Origin of the sequence: Streptomyces sp. NPDC051921 (assembly GCF_040680975.1) — a bacterium.
In the GTDB taxonomy this organism is placed as follows: domain Bacteria; phylum Actinomycetota; class Actinomycetes; order Streptomycetales; family Streptomycetaceae; genus Streptomyces.
The window spans coordinates 53,867-70,121 of record NZ_JBFAXU010000026.1; the positions used below are offsets into that span (position 1 = coordinate 53,867).

The window sequence follows — 16,255 nt, forward strand, 5'->3', positions numbered from 1 at the left end:
ATCCCCGCGGGCCGGCTGCGGTGACCCACGGTGGCGATCCGGCGGGCCGGCTGCGGTGACCCCCGGTGGCGATCCGGCGGGCCGGATGTGGTGACCCCCGGTGGCGACGGGGCGACCGGCCCGGCGGTGACGGATCAGCGCACGTGGGCGGCGATGGCGCGGGCGCACTCCAGGGACTCCGTACGCGAGGTGTCGACCTCCAGGTCGTAGACCACGCCCTCGTGGACGATCTCCGCCTGCTGGGCGGCCATGCCCGGCGTACGGTCGCCGCGGGCGATCTCGCGGCCGGCGGCGACCGTGCTGTCGCAGCGCACCCCGACCCACAGCACGTCGACGCCGTCGAGGGCCTCGCGCCAGCGCTCCTGCGAGGCGGCGCCGCCGAGGAAGACCTCGTCGACGACGATCCTGGCGCCGGCCCGGGCCATGGCCGCGATGCCCGCCAGCCACGCCGCCTCCAGGGCGCGGAAGTCCGCGCCGACGCTGACGCTGCCGTCCTCCCCGAACTCGATCCCGCCGTCCCCGTCCCGCATCCTCGCGGGCAGCGCGTCGACGAACCCGTCGACGCCGAACGCCAGCCACGGGTCGGGGAGCAGGGACTGCAGACAGCGCACCATGCCGGTCTTACCGGAGCTCGAACCGCCGTTGAGAATGATCATCTGGGTAGCCACCGCGCCACCCTAGGCGACGGGTCCTGGGCCCGCACCGGGAATTCAGCCGACCGGCACCAGGGTGAGGTAGGCGATGCCGAGCACCGAGCGGTAGCCCAGCCACTGGGAACGCTGACGGTCGACGCGGGCCCGGGTCTCGGCGGCGAGGGGGTGGTCCGGATGGGCGGCGAGCCAGAGTTCGACGGCGTGGCGGTAGCCCGACTCGAACTCCTCCCACTCCTCCGGGCTCGCCGTCTCGATCCAGGCGGGCCGGAACCCCGCCTCGACGGCGAGGTCGACCAGCACGTCGAGGGTGCAGTGGTCCTCGACGCGGGCGTCGGGCCACATCCGGGCGAGTTCGGCGTCGGTGGGCGTGTGCTCCCAGAAGCCCTCTCCGAGCAGGACCCGGCCGCCGGGCCGTACCAGGCGGCGCAGTTCGCGCAGGACGACGGCCGGGTCGTACGGCAGGTCGGGGTCGCACAGCGCCTGGCCGGAGCCCAGGCACAGGACGGTGTCGGCGGGGCCACGGGTCGTGCCGAGCCCGGACTCCTCGACGTAGTCGACCCGCTCGGCGAGCCCGCGTTCGGCGGCGAGGCGGCGGCCGAGGGCGAGGTCGTCGCCATTGATGTCGATGCCCAGGCCCGAGGCGCCGGGCACGGCGTCGAGCACGCGCAGCAGCAACTCGCCCCAGCCGCAGCCGATGTCCAGCACCGTGGCGGGCGAAGCGGCGGCGAGACGCGCGACGACACGGCCGACGCGGGCCTCGGAGAGCGGACCGTGGAAGGTGAGTCCAGTGCCGAGGCGCGGCGGGGCATCCGTGGTCACTGTGGCGGCGGGCGCGGTCGCGGCGGCGCCGGTGGTGCCGGTCTCGATCTTGGTCATGGGGCCGGACCCTACTCCGTGGCGGGCACCCCGCCCAACGCATTAAGGGGATCGTCGAGGACCGGCTGCCACGCGAGCTCGGCGGCACCGACCAGGCTGTTGTGATCGAGGGTGCAGGGGAGGATCGGTACGCCGCCGCTGCGGCCCCACAGACTGCGGTCGGCGACCACGGCGCGCAGCCGGCCCGGATCCGCGTCCAGGAGCTCGCGGTGGAGGCCGCCGAGAATGATCCGGTCGGGGTTGAGGAGGTTGACGAGGCCGGCCAGGCCGAGGCCGAGCCGGTCGATCAACTCCTCCGTGGCGGCGCGCACCCCCGGGTCGTCCGGATGGTCGCGGAGCAGGTCACGGGCCTGCTGGAGCAGGGAGACCTCCGGGCCGGGCGCCCGGCCGGCGACGGTGAGGAAGGCGAGCGGGTCGGTCTCGACGTCGAGGCAGCCGCGGGAGCCGCAGTGGCAGGGGCGCCCCTCCGGGTTGACGGTGAGGTGACCGACCTCCAGGGCCAGCCCCGAACTCCCGGTGTGCAGGCGCCCGTCGAGCACGAGCGCGCCGCCGACGCCGCGGTGGCCGGTGGCCACGCACAGCAGGTCCTTGGCGCCGCGCCCGGCACCGTGGCGGTGCTCGGCGAGGGCGGCGAGGTTGACGTCGTTACCGGTGAAGGCGGGGCCCTCGATGCCGGCCGCACGGACCTGCTCGGCGAAGATCTCGCGGACGGGCGCACCGGCGGGCCAGGCGAGGTGCAGCGGATTGAGGGCGGTGCCCTCGGGCTCGGCCACGGCGGAGGGCGCGGCGAGCCCGGCGCCCACGCAGCGGCGCCCGCTCGCGCGCAGCAGCGCGGCCCCGGCCGCGACGACCTCGCCGAGGACCTGCGCGGGGTCGGCGGAGACGGTGACACAGCCGGGTGCGGTGGCCTCGATGGTGCCACCGAGCCCGACGAGCGCGGCGCGGAAACCGTCGGCGTGGACCTGGGCGGCGAGGGCGACGGGCCCCTTCTCGTGCACGGCGAGCCGGTGCGAGGGCCGGCCCTGCGAGCCGGCGGCCGCGCCGGGGTTGGAGTCGACGCGGATGAGACCGAGCGCCTCCAGCTCGGCGGCGACGGCTCCGGCGGTGGCCCGCGTGACACCGAGCTCGGCGGTCAGCACGGCCCGCGTCGGCGCCCGGCCCGTGTGCACCAGTTCCAACGCGGGTCCGAGCGCGCTGCGCCCCCTGTCCAGCCGTGTCCGGGTCGTCGTCGCCTTGCCGTTCATGTGGGCGAGTCTCCCATGATCGGCCCACCACGAGCTCCGGGCACCCGGCTTTGTCCGGGTCTCGCCGTGTCCGATGGCCGAGCGCCACCGCTCGGCGGGGGCTCGGTCGTCGGCCGGAGACGGCCGGGTCGTCGGCCGGAGGCGGCCCGGTCGTCGGCCGGAGGCGGCCCGGTCGTCGGCCGGAGGCAGCCCGGTCGTCGGTCGAGGGCGGCCCGGTCGCTGGCGGGAGACGGCCCGGCCACCGGTCGGAGGCGGCCCGGCCGCCGGTGGGCGGGAGTCGTTGAGGCGGGCGCCTCGGCGCCCGTCGTCTTGAATCCCGCCCCTCTTCGCCCCTATCCTGAGTTTGTGCCGCTACTAAACAAAGTACGGACGGCCGTATCCGGGGGATCCCGCGGAGACACCGCTGCCCTCCCCCTGACCCGCCTCCGCCTCGCCCTGACCCTGTTCTTCGCCCTCGACGGCTTCCTTTTCGCGGGCTGGGTGGTCCGCATCCCCGCCATCAAGGAGCAGACCGGAGCCTCCGCCGGCGACCTCGGGCTCGCGCTGCTCGGGGTGTCCGCGGGTGCCGTGGTCACGATGACGCTGACCGGGCGGCTCTGCCGGCGGTACGGCAGCCATCCCGTCACCGTCGCCACCGCCGTCCTGCTCTCCCTCTCCCTCGCCCTGCCCGCGCTGACCCGCACCCCGCTCTCCCTCGGGCTCGTCCTGCTGGTGTTCGGCGCCGCGTACGGCGGGATCAACGTCGCCATGAACAGCGCCGCCGTCGATCTCGTCGCCGCGCTGCGCAGGCCCGTCATGCCCGGCTTCCACGCCGCGTTCAGCCTCGGCGGCATGCTGGGTGCCGGGCTCGGCGGACTCCTCGCCGGGAGCCTGACGCCGACCGCACACCTGCTCGGCCTCACGGTGGCCGGACTGCTCCTTACGGCCGCCGCCGGTCCCGTACTCCTCCGTCACCCCTCCCCCGCTCCCCCGGAGTCGCTTCCCGCCGACGCCTCCGCCACCCGGCCCGCCGGGTCGCGTCGCGCCGTTCTCGTCTTCGGCGTGATCGCGCTGTGCACGGCGTACGGGGAGGGCGCGCTGGCCGACTGGGGCGCCCTGCACCTCGCTCAGGACCTGCACGCCCACCCGGGCATCGCCGCGGCCGGATACTCGCTCTTCGCCCTCACCATGACCGCCGGCCGGCTCTCCGGCACCGCCCTGCTCGAACGGCTCGGCCAGACCCGCACGCTCGTCGCGGGCGGACTCACCGCCGGCGCGGGCATGCTGCTCGGGGCGCTCGCCCCCACCGTGTGGGCCGCGCTCCTCGGCTTCGCCGTGACCGGCCTCGGGCTCGCCAACATCTTCCCCGTCGCCGTCGCCCGCGCCGGGGCCCTCGCCGGACCGAGCGGCGTCGCCACCGCCTCGACGCTGGGCTACGGCGGCATGTTGCTCGGACCGCCGTCCATCGGCTTCCTCGCCGACTGGTTCTCGCTGCCGGTGGCCCTCACCACGGTCGCCGTCCTGGCCGCCGGCGCCGCCGCCATGGGCTACGCCTCCCGCAACACCGGGGTGCGCCGCGCGCGTTGACGGGTGAGCCGGGCGGGGCGGGCCAGGGTCGGGACGCCGTCGCGCACCGGCCGACGCGCGATAATCCGACACCATGGACACCATGGACACCCTGAGCATCGGCACGCACATCGACGCACTCGACGCGGCCGGCAAGGCCCTCCTGGACGCCGCCGCCGCGGCCGGGCCCGACGCGCAGGTCGCGACCTGCCCCGGCTGGCAGGTCCGTGACCTGCTGCGGCACACGACGATGGTGCACCGCTGGGCCACCGTCCACGTCGCCGAGGGCCACACCTCCCCCCAGCCCGACGGCGGCGAACCCGACCTCGACGGCGAAGAACTCCTGGCGTACGTCCGCGAGGGCCACACCCGGCTGGTCGACGCCCTGCGCTCGGCTCCGGCGGACCTCACGTGCTGGAGCTTCCTGCCCGCGCCCTCGCCGCTGGCGTTCTGGGCGCGGCGCCAGGCGCACGAGACGACGGTGCACCGGGCCGACGCCGAGTCCGCGCTCGCCACGGGTCCGGGACCCGTCGACCCGGCGATCGCCGCCGACGGCGTCGACGAACTCCTCCGCGCCTTCCACGGCCGCGACCGCAGCCGCGTGCGCTCCGACGTGCCCCGCACGCTCCGGGTCCGCGCCACCGACACCGGCGACGCGTGGACCGTACGCCTGTCGCCGGACGCGCCGCGGACGGAGCGGAACGCGGAAGGGCCGGCCGACTGCGAGATCGGCGGGCCCGCCGACCGGCTCTATCTGACGCTGTGGAACCGCCTGCCCCAGGAGGCCGTGACGGTGACGGGAGACGCGTCCCTCGCCCGACTGTGGCGGGAGCACTCCGGCATCACCTGGTCGTAGTCTCCCGCGTCTCCCGCCGGGCCGACCGGCCCCGGCCTGCCCCGGAACGCCCCCACCCCGACCGGCTCAGCCCAGCCAGCCGGGGCGGACCAGGCCCGACTCGTAGGCGAGGACCACGAGTTGGGCCCGGTCACGGGCTCCGAGCTTCACCATGGTGCGGCTGACGTGCGTCTTGGCGGTGAGCGGGCTGACGACCAGGCGCCTGGCGATCTCCTCGTTGGAGAGGCCGATGCCGACCAGTGCCATCACCTCCCGTTCCCGTTCGGTGAGTTCGTCGAGGCCGGCGGCCCGGGCGGGCGGCTTGGAGCGGGCCGCGAACTCCTCGATGAGCCGCCGCGTCACTCCCGGCGAGAGCAGCGCGTCGCCGGCCACCACCGCACGCACGGCGCGCAGCAGCTCCTCGGGTTCGGTGTCCTTGACCAGGAAGCCGGAGGCTCCGGAACGGATCGCCTCGAAGACGTACTCGTCGAGTTCGAAGGTCGTCAGCATGACCACCTTGACCGCGCCGAGCTCCGCGTCGGCGGTGATCAGGCGGGTCGCGGCGAGGCCGTCCAGCTGCGGCATGCGGATGTCCATCAGGACGACGTCGGGGCGCAGTTCGCGCGTCCTCGCCACCGCCTCCTCGCCGTCCGCGGCCTCGCCCGCCACCACGATGTCCGGCTGGGCGTCCAGGAGCGCGCGGAAGCCGGCCCGCACCAACGACTGGTCGTCGGCGAGCAGGACGCTGACCGCGCGACTCTCCGGGCTCACGGGGACTCCTCGGGGCGCGTGGCGGGCGGTTCCTCTGATCGTACGGGCGGATCGTCCGGCCGTACGCGCGGCTCCTCCGGCCGCACGGGCGGCTCCTCCGGCCGTACGCGCGGCTCCTCCGGCCGCACGGGCGGCTCCTCCGGCCGTACGGGAAGGACCGCGTGCACCCGGAAGCCGCCGTCCGTCCGGGTGCCCGCCTCGATCGTGCCACCGAGCGCCGCGGCCCGCTCCCGCATTCCGGCGAGTCCGTTGCCGCTGCCGCCCGCGTCGTCCCCGGTGGCCGGCCCCTCGTCGTCGATGCGCAGGTCGAGGACGGCGGGGCCGTAGCCGAGGACGACCAGGGCCGTGCGCGAACCGGAGTGGCGGACCACGTTGGTCAGCGCCTCCTGCACGATCCGGAACGCCGCGAGCTCCGTGCCGGGCGGGAGCCGTCGGCGCCGCCCCTCGCTCTGCGTCCGCACGGTGAGCCCCGCGGCGGCGGCCTGCTCGACGAGTTCGGGGAGGCGGTCGAGGCCGGGCGCCGGGGCACGGGGCGCGTCGCCCGGGGCGCGCAGGGTGTCGAGCACCTGCCGCACCTCGCCCAGGGCCTCCTTGCTGGCCGCCTTGATGGTGGTGAGGGCGGTACGGGCCTGGCCCGGGTCGGAGTCGAGCAGGGCGAGGCCGACGCCGGCCTGGACGTTGATCACGGAGAGCGAGTGGGCGAGGACGTCGTGCAGCTCGCGGGCGATCCGCAGCCGCTCCTCGTCGGCCCTGCGGCGCTCGGCGGCGGCTCGCTCGGCGCGCTCCTTGGCCCACTGCTCGCGGCGGACCCGGACGAGTTCGGAGGCGGCCAGGACGGCCATGGCGAAGGCGGCGACCGGGATCTCCTGGCCCCAGGGGGCGGCGCCGTCGCCGGCAGGCGGCAGATACCGGTAGAGCCAGTGGGCCAGCACCAGGTGTCCGGCCCACAGCAGCCCGATCGCCCACCAGGCGGCCCTCCGGTGCCCGTGCACGACGGCGGCGAAGCAGGCGACGGCGACGAGGACGAAGACCGGGCCGTACGCGTACCCGGCGGCGAGATAGCCCAGGGTCACCGCCGCCACCCCGAACACCACGGGCACCGGGTAGCGGTGGCGCAGCAGCAGCGGTGCGGCGCCGAGCAGGAGCAGGGCGCGCCCGAGGGCGTCGAGCGCGGTGCGGTCGGGCTGGTTGCGGGCGGCGAAGCCGGTCCCGACCAGGACGAACACGGTGACCAGGAGCGTGGACCGCCAGGGCAGCCCGTCGCCGGGCTCCCGCGCGGCCCACCCCCGGGGCCCACCGCGCCACGGCCCCCCGTGCCCGCCCCACCCCTGCCGATCCCCGCCGGGACCGGGTCGTTCGTTACGGGCGCCGCCGGGACCGGGCCGGACGCGCCGCGCCTCGTCGGAGGGCGCCCCCCGGCGCCGCGGGCCGCGGTCGGGCGGGAAACCGTCGCGCCCGGGGCCCGGAGTCCTGGTCGCCTCTTCGTCCATGCGGCCACGCTAGACGGGGCCGGGTGCCCGGGGCGTCAGCCGGGCGGGGCGGTCACCCGTACTCCCGCGGGAGTACGGGCGGGGCGCCGGCGGCGACGGCCGGCGGGCCTCCGGGGCGGGGCGGCCTCGCGTCCGCTCCGGCGACGTCAGGGCTTCGGAAGCAGTCCCACCTCGCGGCCCAGCCGCTCCGCCGCCGTCGCGAAGAAGGCGTCGCGGTCCTCGACGACGTTGTTGAACTGGCCGAAGACCTCGAAGGAGATCAGGCCGAAGAGCTGCGCCCAGGCGAGGACGAGGGCGACGGCCAGCGGCGGGGGCAGGTCGGGGGCCAGGTCGCCGGCCAGTCGGGCCGCCTCGGGCTCGAGGGTGGCCGGGAGCGGCGGTGGGGCGACGCCCTTGTCCTGGTAGGCGGAGCGGGCGACGGAGACGAGCAGCAGGCCGACGCGGGAGGCGGGGACGATCGTGTCCTGCGGGGCGGTGTAACCGGGGACCGGGGAGCCGTAGATGAGGGCGTACTCGTGGGGGTGGGCGACCGCCCAGGTGCGGACGGCGCGGCAGACGGCGGTCCAGTGGGCCAGGTGGTCGCCCGGGGCGGCGGTCCGGGCGGCGGCGTGGGCCTGTTCGGCGGCGGCGCCGACGGCGTCGTACGCGTCGATGATGAGCGCGGTCAGCAGGTCGTCGCGGCTGGGGAAGTAGCGGTAGAGCGCGGAGGAGACCATGCCGAGCTCCCGGGCGACGGCGCGAAGCGAGAGCTTCGCCGCGCCCTCGGCGGCGAGCTGGCGGCGGGCCTCGTCCTTGATGGCGGCGGTGATCTCGATGCGGGCGCGGGCGCGGGCTCCTTGGACGGTGGTCATGAAGAGCAGTCTGCCATGTTTCGGAGCACCGCACTGAAAAGAGAGCAGTGCTCTTGCTTGAGTGCACCGATCCGTGCACACTGATCTCAAGCGAGAGCACCGCTCACACTTCAGAGCGGCGCTCACCGACTCTCTCGCCCCAGGAGGCCTCGATGCCCGCTCAGCCGTCCGACCGCCCCGCCGCCGCCCACGTCATCAAGCCCGGCTGGCTCACGATCAACGTGATCAACCGCGCCGTCACCTGGATGACCCGGCGCGGCATCAGCGTCTGGGGCTCCCGCGTCCTCGCCGTGCGCGGTCGCAAGAGCGGCGAGTGGCGCCGCACCCCCGTCAACCTGCTGACCGTGGACGGCGCCCGGTACCTCGTCGCCCCGCGCGGCCACGTCCAGTGGACCCACAACATGCGCGCGGCCGGCGGCGGCGAGCTGCACCTCGGCAAGCACGTCGAGCCGTTCACCGCGGTCGAGGTCGCGGACGACGACAAGCCCGTTCTGCTGCGCGCCTACCTCAAGCGCTGGAAGGCCGAGGTCGGGGTGTTCTTCCAGGGCGTCGGGCCGGACTCCACGGACGAGGAGCTGCGGGCCATCGCGCCCAAGCACCCCGTCTTCCGCGTCACCACCACGGGCGCCCGTGCGTGAGGGCGGTACGGATCCGCTCCGCACCGCCCTCAGGACGCACCGCGCCGACTGCTCAGGAGGCTTCCGGCACCTGCCGGCCGAGGCCCTCCCCGGCATCCGCGGCGGGCTCGGCCGCGCCGCCGTCCACTTCCAGGACCGCGTCCTGCGCCGCCCCGTCCTCCTTGCGCGGCGCGACACCACGCCCCGCCGGGCCCACGCCCGCCGAGGTGTCGATCCTGCGGTCGAGCAGGTCGAGGGCGCGGTGCGCCAGGCCGTTGCCACGGACCAGGCCGGCCAGCGTCGTCGAACCCCGCGTGATGTCCGTGAACGCCTTCCACGCGGGCCGCAGGCCGGTGATCGCCGCGTGCAGCAGACCCGGTCGCCGCTCGAACGCCGCGAGCATCCGGCGGCCCACGGCCATCTCCACGCCGAGCCCGGCCTTGATGGCGAAGGCGTAGTTCAGCGCCTGTCGGCGCGCGTCCACCGCGTCGCCCGCCTCGGCGATCCGGACCGCCCACTCGCCCGCGAGCCGGCCCGAGCGCAGCGCGAAGGAGATGCCCTCGCGCGTCCACGGCTCCAGGAGACCCGCCGCGTCGCCGCAGACCAGGACCCGGCCGCGGGAGAGCGGCGAGTCGTCGGTGCGGCAGCGGGTCAGATGGCCGGAGGAGACGGAGGGTTCGAAGCCGGCGAGACCGAGCCGCGCGACGAAGTCCTCCAGATAGCGCTTGGTCGCCGCGCCCTCGCCACGCGCCGAGATGACGCCGACGGTCAGCGTCTCCCCCTTGGGGAACACCCAGCCGTAACTGCCCGGCAGCGGGCCCCAGTCGATGAGGACGCGGCCCTTCCAGTCCTCGGCCACCGAGGGCGGCACGGGGATCTCCGACTCCAGGCCGAGGTCGACCTGGCCGAGCTTGACGCCGACGTGCGCGCCTATGCGGCTCGCGCTGCCGTCCGCGCCGACCACGGCCCGGGCCAGGACCGTCTCGCCGTCGGCGAGGACGACCGCCACGGTGCGGCGGTCCGGCACGGCCGGCCCGTGCTGCTCGACGCGGCTGACGGTGGCACCGGTGCGCAGCTCGGCGCCCGCCTTCTGGGCGTGCTCGACGAGCTGGGCGTCGAACTCGGGCCGGTTGATGAGGCCGAACAGCATGCGGCGGGAGCGCCGCGTGCGGGCGAAGCGCCCGTTGTGCTGGAAGGTGACCGCGTGCACGCGGTCCTGGAGGGGCAGTTCGAAGCCGGGCGGCAGCGCGTCGCGCGACGGGCCGATGATGCCGCCGCCGCACGTCTTGTAACGGGGCAGTTCGGCCTTCTCCAGGAGCAGCACCCGCCGTCCGGCCACCGCCGCCGCGTAGGCCGCGGAGGCCCCCGCCGGCCCGGCACCCACGACGACCACGTCCCACACCGGCTGCCCCCCGTCCGGGCCCACCGCCCCCGCTCCAGCCTCTGCCGCTCCGGCGTCTGCGTTCTCGCTGCTCACGATGTGCTTCTGCTCCTGATCCGACCGGTGGTACCTGCTGTGATCGCATCCTACGGCTCAGTAGCGGGGCCCGGCCGTGTCACCCCGCGCCGTAGGATCGGCCATGCGTTCGCCGTACAACCGATACACGGCGTCGTTCTGACAACGTCGCACCCACCAGGAGCGTGCCCATGACCGCGAATCCGATCGCCGAGACCGTCGCATCGCTGATGCCCCGCGCCAAGGCGGAGCTGACGGAGCTGGTGGCCTTCCAGTCGGTCGCGGACGAGGCGGTCGCGCCGCGCAGCGAGTGCGTGGCCGCCGCGAACTGGGTGGCCGACGCGCTGCGGGCGGAGGACTTCCAGGACGTCGCCCTGCTCGACACCCCCGACGGCTCGCAGTCGGTGTACGGCGTGCTGCCCGGCCCGGCCGGCGCCCCGACCGTGCTGCTCTACGCGCACTACGACGTGCAGCCGATGCTGGTCGAGTCGGCGTGGGTGACCCCGCCGTTCCGGCTGACCGAGCGGGAGGACGGGCGCTGGTACGGGCGTGGCGCCGCCGACTGCAAGGGCGGCTTCATCATGCACCTGCTCGCGCTGCGCGCCCTGAAGGCGAACGGCGGCGTGCCGGTCACCGTCAAGGTGATCGTGGAGGGCTCGGAGGAGCAGGGCACGGGCGGTCTCGAGAGGTACGCGGAGGCGCACCCCGAGCTGCTCACGGCCGACGCGATCGTCATCGGCGACGCGGGCAACTTCCGCGTCGGCCTGCCGACCGTGACGGCGACGCTGCGCGGCATGACGATGATCCGCGTCACCGTCGACACGCTGCAGGGCAACCTGCACTCGGGGCAGTTCGGCGGTGCCGCGCCGGACGCGCTGGCCGCGCTGATCCGGGTGCTCGACTCGATGCGCGCGGAGGACGGTTCGACGGTCATCGACGGGCTGCCGGCGGACGCCGAGTGGGAGGGCCTGCAGTACCCGGAGGCCGACTTCCGCAAGGACGCGAAGGTGCTCGACGGGGTGGACCTGCCGGGCAACGGCACGGTCGCCGACCGGATCTGGGCGCGACCGGCCGTGACCGTCGTCGGCATCGACTGCCACCCGGTGGCGGGCGCCACGCCGTCGATCCCGGCGACCGCCCGCGCCCAGATCAGCCTGCGGGTGCCGCCCGGCCAGGACGCCGCGAAGGCGACCGAGCTGCTCTTCGCGCACATCGAGAAGCACACCCCGTGGAACGCCCGGGTCAGCCTGGAGCAGGTCGGCCGGGGCCAGGCCTTCCAGGCGGACACGTCGAGCCCGGCGTACCTCTCGATGGCCGAGGCGATGAAGGTCGCGTACCCCGGTGAGGAGATGCAGACGGCCGGCATGGGCGGCTCGATCCCGCTGTGCAACACGCTGGCGACGCTGTACCCGGAGTCGGAGATCCTGCTGATCGGTCTGAGCGAGCCGGAGGCGCAGATCCACGCGGTGAACGAGTCGGTGTCGCCGGAGGAGCTGGAGCGCCTGTCGGTCGCCGAGGCGCACTTCCTCCTCAACTACGCCCGCTCGAAGGCGTAGTTCCCGCAGCGGTCACGCTCTGGGCGGAACTCGCCCAGAGCGTAGCCCGGCCCCGGGGGCCGGCCGTGGACGTACGTTCGCGGCATGGACCTCGTAGAGATCGTTCCCCGCCTTCACATGCTGCGCTTCTCCGTCGGCCAGGCCTTCCTGTGGCGGGACGACACGGAACTGACCCTGATCGACGCCGGGTGGGCGGGCGCCGCCGACGAGATCGCGACGGCGCTGCGCGGCGCGGACCTGGACCCGTCCCTCATCCGCCGGATCGTTCTCACCCACTGCCACCGCGACCATGTGGGCGCGGCACAGGAGTTGGCCGACCGCTTCGGCGCGGAGGTCCTGGCGCACTCGCTGGACGCCCCTGTCATCCGGGGCGAACTGCCGGTCCCGGAGCCGGATCTGCTCGACTGGGAGCTGCCGCTGTACGCGCACGGGCTCACCGTCCCCGAGGCGCCGCCGACCCGGGTGGACCGCGAGGTCGCGGACGGTGAGGAGCTCGGCTTCGGCGACGGCGCGGTGGCGGTGCACGGCCCCGGCCACACGCCCGGCTCGCTCGCGGTCCATCTCCCGCGCCACGGCGTCCTGTTCACGGGTGACACCGTGGCCTCCGTACCGGACGTCATGTTCGGCGTCTTCCACGTCGACCGCGCCGAGGCCCTCGCCTCGATGCGCCGCCTGGCCGGACTCCGCCCGTCGGTGCTGTGCTGCGGGCACGGCGAGCCGGTCACGGTGGACGCGGCGGTGCGGCTGGAGAAGGCGGCGGCCGCGGCGGAGGCGTGACGGTCCGGCGCCCGCCCCGGGCCCGGGTGACCGGCGGCCTGCCGGAATCACATGGCCTGATCGCGTCGCGGGCCGCAGAATCCGGCGGTATGGGAACCGACATCTACGGGCACGTGGAGTGCCTCCCCACGCACCGCAGGCTCGACGAGGAGGACGTTTCGGGCTGGCGCCGGGCCGTCGACCTGGACCTGTTGTACGGCGGGCGCTGCTACGACGCCTTCGGCTGTCTGTTCGGGGTACGCAACCACGCGGGTTTCCGCCCCCTCGCGGCGGACCGGGGGCTGCCCGGGGACGTCTCGGCCGAGGTGCTGAGCGCGTACGAGAGCTGGGGGCCGAGCGCGTACGGCGCGAGCTGGATCGGGTGGGCGGAGCTGGCCCGGGTGGACTGGGACGAGCTCGGGGAGCGGGTGGACGCCCGTGTCCACGCGTTCTCCCGGGCCGGGGCCTGGGTCCTGACCGGAAAGGGGTTCTGGGACCCGGAGGACCGGCCGGAGGGATCCGAGTGGCTGCAGGACGGCCGGCTCTTCCGCAGGGCACGGACGAGCCGGCGGGACGCCGTCCAGACGGACGGCGCGTGGGAACCCCTGTGGGCGACGATGCGGACGCTGGCCGAGATCCACGGCGAGGAGCACGTCCGGCTGGTCGTCTGGTTCGACGGCTAGCCGGGGCCCGAGCCGGGCTCGGCGACGGCCGGCCGACCCCCGAACCGGGTGCGCCGGTGTGGCTCCGGCGGGCTTCCCCGCCGGTCTGCGGTCGCCCTCAGCCGACCGGTACGCCCGCCTCCAGGTTCAGCACCGTGCCCCGTTCGCGGGCGCGCAGGGCCCAGCGGAGGCGGGCGTAGCGGACCGGGGGCAGGAGGTCCGCGGCCTCTTCCTCGGTGACGAAGCGCCAGGCGCGGAGTTCGGCGCCGGGCAGGAGGAGGCGGTCGGCCTCGGCGGTGCCGAGCCGGCCGCCGTCGAAGAGGAGGCGGAGGCCGCCGTAGCCGGGGGGCTGGGGGCGTTCCCAGTCGACGAGGAGGAGACGGGGGACGGTGTCGAGTCGGAGGCCTATCTCCTCGGCGACCTCGCGCATGCCGGCGCGGGCGGGCGCCTCGCCGGGTTCGACGACGCCGCCCGGGAACTCCCAGCCGGGCTTGTAGGTGGGGTCGACGAGCAGGAAGCGGTCCTGTTCGTCGAAGAGCAGGACTCCGGCCGCCAGGGTCTCGCCGGTGGGTTCGGGGGTCTGGACGATGCCGCAGGGCGCGGCGTGTCCGGCGGCGACGGCGTCGGCGACGGCCCGGGCGGTCTCGGCGGCGGTGAGCGCGGAGTTGTCGACGGCGTAGGCGTCGGCGGCCAGCCAGCCGTCGAGGGCGTCGCGGAAGGGGTCGATGTGGTCGAGACACCAGCGGCGGACGCGTTCGGCGGCCTGCGCCGGGGTCTCGCCCGCGGCCTCGGCGTACGCCGCGGAGCCGGGCTCACCGGCGACCCCGCCGCCGGCCCCCGCCTCGGCGGCGAACGCGGCACGGCTGTCGATACGGCCGCGCAGGATCGTTTCGTCGGGAGCGAGCACGACATGCCTCACCTCGATCCTGCGGGCGGCGAGAGCGCCGAAGATCTCGTCCCGGTAGTCCTGTCGGATCAGGGTCATCGGGACGACGAGCACGCCGCCGACCTCGGCGAGCATCGCGGCGGCCGCGTCCACGACCAGGCGGCGCCACATCGGCAGGTCCTGGAAGTCGGTGACCTCCGCGAGACGTTTCTGCGGGAGCAGCCGGCAGACGGCGCCGCCGACCGGCTCGGGGTCGTACAGCGTGCTGTTCGGGATCAGATCGACCAGCCCGCGCGCGGTGCTGGACTTCCCCGCGCCGAACGCACCGTTGATCCAGACGATCACGATTCCCCCTCTTCGGTTGCCCCCAGTGGACTGCCCGCACCACCCTGCCACGGAAACCCTCCGGCGGAACTGGTCCGGTCGCAGCGGGCGGCGGAACCGGGGCACACCCCCGGCGCGTAACACATCCCGAGCGGTCGTCGTTGGAAACGGCGAGCACGAGGGGGTGCGGAGATGGACCGAACGGTATTGGAATGGTTTCCCGCGGGCGGCCCGCGCGGCAGCCTGCCGGCGGAGGAGTTCGCCCACGCGCGGCGGGAGGAGGGGCTGCCCGCGCGCGTCGTGATGGATCTGGAGGCCGACGCCTTTCTGGTGATCGTGGAACAGCGGTCGGCGGACACGGTGCGGGGCTGAACACGACGCCCGACGGCCGCGCCGCGACACGACGCCGGACCCCGGCGCCACGTACGACACGGGAGCACCACGCCGCCGTACGACGCGGGACCACCGCGCCGCGCACGACACGGGACCGCGGCACCGAGCGGGGCGTGGCGCGGGCCCTCGGCGCGCCCGGGCCGGACAGCGCCCCTTGCCCGGCGCCCGTCCCGGGCCTGGCGCCCCGTCCTGGACCCGGCGCCCCGTCCTGGGCGCAGGGGACGCCGGTCGCCCCTGGGCCCGCCAAGGGCCCGGTGACGCCGGCCTCCCCCAGCCCGAGGCGGGAGGCGCCTGCCGCCGGGACTCAGGACGGCGGCGCTGCCGCCGCGGCGGCAGCCGCGCCCAGGAGACCCGCGTCCGTGCCCGTCAGCGCCGGGACGACCTGGAGGTCCCGTACGAAGTCGAGCGTGGCGTACGCGCGGAGGCCGCGCCTGAGCGGGGCGAAGAGGACCTCGCCTGCGCCCGCCACTCCCCCGCCGACGACGGCGATGTCGATCTCCACGAGGGTGGCGGTGGCCGCGATCCCCGCGGCGAGGGCCTGTGCCGCGCGCTCGAAGGACGCGGCGGCCACGGGGTCGCCCGCCCGGGCGGCGGCGGCCACGGCCGCGGCGGAGGTGTCGCCGTCGGGGCCGGGACGCCAGCCGTTCTCCAGGGCGCGGCGCGCGATGTGCGGGCCGCTGGCGATCCGCTCGACGCAGCCACGTCCGCCGCAGGCGCACGGCTCGCCGTCGAGATCCACGCTGATGTGGCCGATGTGACCGGCGTTGCCGGTCGGGCCGGGGTGGAGACGCCCGTCGAGGACGAGACCGCCGCCGACGCCCGTGGAGACGACGAGGCACAGCGCGTTGTCATGGCCGCGGGCCGCGCCCTGCCAGTGCTCGGCCGCGGTCATGGCCACGCCGTCGCCGACGAGTGCGACCGGACGTCCACCGCTCGCCCGGTGGACCCGCTCGACGAGCGGGAAGTCGCGCCAGCCGGGCACGTTGACCGGGCTGACGGTGCCCGCCGCGGCGTCGACGGGACCTGCGCTGCCGATGCCGACGGCGCCTGCCGAGGCCCACAGCGGCGAGTCGGCCAGCTCGTCGAGCACCGCCGTCACCGCCGCCATCACCGTCTCGCCGTCCTCCCGCGCGGGCGTGGGCCGCTGGGCCCGGACGCGGATCCGGCCACCGGCGTCGACCAGCGCTCCGGCGATCTTGGTGCCGCCGATGTCGAGGGCGACGACGAGGTCAGTGCGCATGGGCTCCGGATCTCCGTGGGGCGGTGGGTGCGAGCTACAGTCTTCCCGCCTCTGACAACGTTGTCCAGGGCCTATGCTCGACAGCAACGAGATCGATACG

16 protein-coding genes are annotated in these 16,255 nt (G+C 75.3%); 7 read left to right on the top strand and 9 right to left on the bottom strand.

Features of this window, described 5'->3' with window-relative positions; all coding sequences use genetic code 11:
• Positions 1–134: 134 nt before the first annotated feature.
• The 3 genes from cpt to AB0M16_RS29730 are packed head-to-tail and all read right to left on the bottom strand — an operon-like array spanning position 135 to position 2,773.
• On the bottom strand, positions 135–656 hold the full coding sequence (gene cpt, locus AB0M16_RS29720; protein ID WP_365348462.1) for a chloramphenicol phosphotransferase CPT: 522 nt from the start codon (positions 654–656) through the stop codon (positions 135–137).
• Positions 657–710: 54 nt separating this feature from the next.
• On the bottom strand, positions 711–1,529 hold the full coding sequence (locus AB0M16_RS29725) for a class I SAM-dependent methyltransferase (RefSeq protein ID WP_365348338.1): 819 nt from the start codon (positions 1,527–1,529) through the stop codon (positions 711–713).
• A gap of 11 nt (positions 1,530–1,540) precedes the next feature.
• Positions 1,541–2,773, bottom strand: coding sequence for an ROK family protein (locus tag AB0M16_RS29730; protein WP_365348340.1), 1,233 nt, complete (start codon positions 2,771–2,773; stop codon positions 1,541–1,543).
• A gap of 345 nt (positions 2,774–3,118) precedes the next feature.
• Between AB0M16_RS29730 and AB0M16_RS29735 the strand changes: the two genes are divergently transcribed.
• Positions 3,119–4,339 carry an MFS transporter gene (locus AB0M16_RS29735; RefSeq protein ID WP_365348342.1) on the top strand — a complete coding sequence of 407 codons (1,221 nt, stop codon included), beginning with the start codon at positions 3,119–3,121 and terminating at the stop codon, positions 4,337–4,339.
• A gap of 82 nt (positions 4,340–4,421) precedes the next feature.
• Positions 4,422–5,174: a maleylpyruvate isomerase family mycothiol-dependent enzyme gene (locus AB0M16_RS29740; protein WP_365348464.1), complete on the top strand. Its 753-nt coding sequence runs from the start codon at positions 4,422–4,424 to the stop codon at positions 5,172–5,174.
• A gap of 66 nt (positions 5,175–5,240) precedes the next feature.
• Here the strand turns inward: AB0M16_RS29740 and AB0M16_RS29745 are convergent, their stop codons facing one another.
• The 3 genes from AB0M16_RS29745 to AB0M16_RS29755 form a co-directional block, all read right to left on the bottom strand.
• Positions 5,241–5,924, bottom strand: coding sequence for a response regulator transcription factor (locus AB0M16_RS29745; RefSeq protein ID WP_365348344.1), 684 nt, complete (start codon positions 5,922–5,924; stop codon positions 5,241–5,243).
• A complete protein-coding gene (locus AB0M16_RS29750) occupies positions 5,921–7,180 on the bottom strand; it encodes a sensor histidine kinase (RefSeq protein ID WP_365348466.1) in 1,260 nt (419 codons plus the stop codon). Before AB0M16_RS29750 ends, AB0M16_RS29745 begins: the two co-directional genes overlap by 4 nt.
• A 380-nt stretch (positions 7,181–7,560) precedes the next feature.
• Positions 7,561–8,265 carry a TetR/AcrR family transcriptional regulator gene (locus tag AB0M16_RS29755; protein WP_365348346.1) on the bottom strand — a complete coding sequence of 235 codons (705 nt, stop codon included), beginning with the start codon at positions 8,263–8,265 and terminating at the stop codon, positions 7,561–7,563.
• A gap of 152 nt (positions 8,266–8,417) precedes the next feature.
• Between AB0M16_RS29755 and AB0M16_RS29760 the strand changes: the two genes are divergently transcribed.
• Positions 8,418–8,903: a nitroreductase family deazaflavin-dependent oxidoreductase gene (locus AB0M16_RS29760; protein ID WP_365348348.1), complete on the top strand. Its 486-nt coding sequence runs from the start codon at positions 8,418–8,420 to the stop codon at positions 8,901–8,903.
• Between the two features lie 52 nt (positions 8,904–8,955).
• On the opposite strand, the gene AB0M16_RS29765 is transcribed toward AB0M16_RS29760, so the two are convergent.
• Complete coding sequence (locus AB0M16_RS29765; RefSeq protein WP_365348468.1) at positions 8,956–10,308, bottom strand: geranylgeranyl reductase family protein; 1,353 nt, start codon at positions 10,306–10,308, stop codon at positions 8,956–8,958.
• A gap of 221 nt (positions 10,309–10,529) precedes the next feature.
• Between AB0M16_RS29765 and AB0M16_RS29770 the strand changes: the two genes are divergently transcribed.
• The 3 genes from AB0M16_RS29770 (at position 10,530) to AB0M16_RS29780 (ending at position 13,333) form a co-directional block, all read left to right on the top strand.
• Entirely contained in the window at positions 10,530–11,894 is a 1,365-nt protein-coding gene (locus AB0M16_RS29770) for a dipeptidase (RefSeq protein ID WP_365348350.1), read from the top strand.
• A gap of 84 nt (positions 11,895–11,978) precedes the next feature.
• Positions 11,979–12,671, top strand: a complete 693-nt coding sequence (locus AB0M16_RS29775) for an MBL fold metallo-hydrolase (protein WP_365348352.1) — start codon at positions 11,979–11,981, stop codon at positions 12,669–12,671.
• An 89-nt stretch (positions 12,672–12,760) separates the two neighbouring features.
• A complete protein-coding gene (locus tag AB0M16_RS29780) occupies positions 12,761–13,333 on the top strand; it encodes a hypothetical protein (RefSeq protein WP_365348353.1) in 573 nt (190 codons plus the stop codon).
• 97 nt (positions 13,334–13,430) lie between these two features.
• Here AB0M16_RS29780 and AB0M16_RS29785 read toward each other — a convergent pair whose 3' ends face one another.
• Complete coding sequence (locus tag AB0M16_RS29785; RefSeq protein WP_365348355.1) at positions 13,431–14,543, bottom strand: NUDIX hydrolase; 1,113 nt, start codon at positions 14,541–14,543, stop codon at positions 13,431–13,433.
• Between the two features lie 171 nt (positions 14,544–14,714).
• Here AB0M16_RS29785 and AB0M16_RS29790 point away from each other — a divergent pair, with 171 nt between their 5' ends.
• Positions 14,715–14,894 (top strand): hypothetical protein, encoded by a 180-nt coding sequence (locus tag AB0M16_RS29790; protein WP_365348357.1) that lies wholly within the window; start codon positions 14,715–14,717, stop codon positions 14,892–14,894.
• Positions 14,895–15,219: 325 nt separating this feature from the next.
• Here the strand turns inward: AB0M16_RS29790 and AB0M16_RS29795 are convergent, their stop codons facing one another.
• Positions 15,220–16,155: an ROK family protein gene (locus tag AB0M16_RS29795; RefSeq protein ID WP_365348359.1), complete on the bottom strand. Its 936-nt coding sequence runs from the start codon at positions 16,153–16,155 to the stop codon at positions 15,220–15,222.
• Positions 16,156–16,255: the final 100 nt, after the last annotated feature.

Excerpts from the sequence above, each read along its gene's own strand:
- cpt (WP_365348462.1), bottom strand. The coding sequence starts at position 656 with ATGATCATTCTCAACGGCGGTTCGAGCTCCGGTAAGACCGGCATGGTG.
- AB0M16_RS29725 (WP_365348338.1), bottom strand. The coding sequence starts at position 1,529 with ATGACCAAGATCGAGACCGGCACCACCGGCGCCGCCGCGACCGCGCCC.
- AB0M16_RS29730 (WP_365348340.1), bottom strand. The coding sequence starts at position 2,773 with ATGAACGGCAAGGCGACGACGACCCGGACACGGCTGGACAGGGGGCGC.
- AB0M16_RS29740 (WP_365348464.1), top strand. The coding sequence starts at position 4,422 with ATGGACACCCTGAGCATCGGCACGCACATCGACGCACTCGACGCGGCC.
- AB0M16_RS29755 (WP_365348346.1), bottom strand. The coding sequence starts at position 8,265 with ATGACCACCGTCCAAGGAGCCCGCGCCCGCGCCCGCATCGAGATCACC.
- AB0M16_RS29760 (WP_365348348.1), top strand. The coding sequence starts at position 8,418 with ATGCCCGCTCAGCCGTCCGACCGCCCCGCCGCCGCCCACGTCATCAAG.
- AB0M16_RS29770 (WP_365348350.1), top strand. The coding sequence starts at position 10,530 with ATGACCGCGAATCCGATCGCCGAGACCGTCGCATCGCTGATGCCCCGC.
- AB0M16_RS29775 (WP_365348352.1), top strand. The coding sequence starts at position 11,979 with ATGGACCTCGTAGAGATCGTTCCCCGCCTTCACATGCTGCGCTTCTCC.
- AB0M16_RS29780 (WP_365348353.1), top strand. The coding sequence starts at position 12,761 with ATGGGAACCGACATCTACGGGCACGTGGAGTGCCTCCCCACGCACCGC.
- AB0M16_RS29790 (WP_365348357.1), top strand. The coding sequence starts at position 14,715 with ATGGACCGAACGGTATTGGAATGGTTTCCCGCGGGCGGCCCGCGCGGC.
- AB0M16_RS29795 (WP_365348359.1), bottom strand. The coding sequence starts at position 16,155 with ATGCGCACTGACCTCGTCGTCGCCCTCGACATCGGCGGCACCAAGATC.